1 pseudogene is annotated in these 229 nt (G+C 57.2%); it reads left to right on the top strand.

Annotation, left to right across the window (positions count from 1 at the left end):
- Nucleotides 1-229: pseudogene (locus ACTHS8_RS10980) on the top strand (late control protein); the annotation flags it as partial.

Genomic DNA, 229 nt, shown 5'->3' on the forward strand with positions numbered 1-229 from the left:
GCTACACACAAATCATCGGAAACGCCTACCAAGACGAAAAAATCGACCACATCGACCAGAGCAACGAATCCGACGCCGCCTTCTTGTCGCGCATTGCCGAACGCTACGACGCCATCGCAACAGTCAAACACGGCCGCCTCCTGTTTGTTTCATCAGGCGAACCCACGACCGCCGGCGGGCAGCCGTTGCCCACAATCAGGATTACCCGCAACAGCGGTGACCAATATGC

Origin of the sequence: Neisseria sp. P0016.S008, from assembly GCF_051957775.1 — a bacterium.
Lineage (GTDB): Bacteria > Pseudomonadota > Gammaproteobacteria > Burkholderiales > Neisseriaceae > Neisseria > Neisseria flavescens_B.